We start from the raw sequence: 1,766 nt of genomic DNA, 5'->3' as shown, positions 1-1,766 counted from the left end.
GGAGATACTGGAGCTCAAGGAATTCAGGGTATCCAAGGTGAAACCGGGGCAACTGGCGCTACTGGAGAACAGGGTATCCAAGGTGTAAAGGGTGATCAAGGAGATAAAGGAGACACGGGTGCGACCGGAGCCACAGGCGACCAGGGCGTCAAAGGAGATACCGGTGCTACAGGAGCCACTGGCGCTACTGGTGCCACTGGTGAACAGGGTGACAAAGGTGATAAAGGAGATAAGGGTGACAAGGGAGATACTGGAGCTCAAGGTGAAAAAGGTGAAACCGGAGCTACAGGTGCAACAGGTGATAAAGGAGATAAGGGTGATACCGGTGCTACAGGAGCAACCGGTGCTACTGGTGCGCAAGGACCTATAGGTATAAGTATACCTGGAGTTAAAGGTGACAAGGGTGATACTGGTGCGACAGGAGCAACTGGAGAGCAAGGTATTCAGGGTGACAAAGGAGATCGAGGAGATAAGGGAGATACTGGTGCCACAGGTGCCACAGGTGAAACTGGCGCAACTGGTGAAAAAGGAGATACCGGCGCTACTGGTGAAACAGGTGCTACAGGAGCTCAAGGAATCCAGGGTATTCAAGGTGAAACTGGGGCTACTGGTGAAAAAGGAGATACTGGTGCCACCGGAGCTACAGGAGCAACAGGAGAGCAAGGAATTCAGGGTCTAAAAGGTGACAAAGGCGACCAAGGAGATAAGGGCGATACAGGAGCTCAAGGAATCCAAGGTATTCAAGGAGAAACCGGAGCCACTGGTGCTACCGGAGAACAGGGTATCCAAGGTGCGAAAGGTGATACTGGTGCTACAGGCGAAAAGGGTGATACCGGAGCTACAGGTGAAAAGGGTGACAAGGGAGATACTGGAGCTCAAGGAATTCAAGGTATACAAGGAGAAACCGGGGCCACTGGAGCAACTGGTGAAACTGGTGCGACAGGTGCAACTGGTGAACAGGGTATCCAAGGTGTAACTGGAGCCACTGGAGACAAGGGAGACAAAGGAGATACTGGTGCTACTGGTGAACAAGGTGAGAAAGGTGCTACTGGTGAAAAAGGTGATACTGGAGCCCAAGGGATTCAAGGTATTCAAGGTGAAACTGGTGCTACAGGTGCCACAGGTGAAACTGGTGCTACAGGTGCCACAGGTGAAACTGGCGCAACTGGTGAAAAAGGAGATACCGGTGCTAAGGGCGACCAGGGAGACAAAGGAGATAAGGGTGACAAGGGAGATACTGGAGCTCAAGGTGAGAAAGGTGAAACCGGAGCTCAAGGAATTCAAGGTATTCAGGGAGAAACTGGAGCTACAGGCGCAACCGGAGAACAGGGTATCCAGGGTGTAAAGGGAGACAAAGGAGATACTGGAGCTAAGGGCGACAAAGGAGATACTGGAGCTCAGGGAATCCAAGGTATTCAAGGAGAAACTGGAACCACAGGTGAAAAGGGTGACAAGGGTGATACTGGTGCTACTGGAGAGCAAGGTATACAGGGTATACAAGGTGAAACCGGGGCAACTGGAGCAACTGGTGAACAGGGTATCCAAGGTGTAACTGGAGCTCAAGGTATTCAGGGCGAGAAAGGTGAAACCGGAGCTCAAGGAATTCAGGGTATTCAAGGTGAAACTGGAGCTCAAGGAATTCAAGGTGAGACCGGAGCAACTGGTGCCACTGGAGAACAGGGTTTCCAAGGTGTAAAAGGTGATCAAGGAGATAAAGGAGACACGGGTGCGACCGGAGCCACAGGCGACCAGGGCGTCAAAGGAGA

The 1,766-nt window shown here is 52.0% G+C and carries 1 pseudogene; it reads left to right on the top strand.

Annotated features, from left to right (window positions below):
* A pseudogene (locus KO529_RS23625) lies at nucleotides 1–1,766 on the top strand (collagen-like protein); the annotation flags it as partial.

It is taken from the genome of Arenibacter algicola, from assembly GCF_018860365.1.
GTDB classification, from domain to species: Bacteria; Bacteroidota; Bacteroidia; order Flavobacteriales; family Flavobacteriaceae; genus Arenibacter; species Arenibacter algicola_B.
Note: the sequence above shows the minus strand (reverse complement) of the source record. Positions and strands in the feature narration are given on the sequence as shown.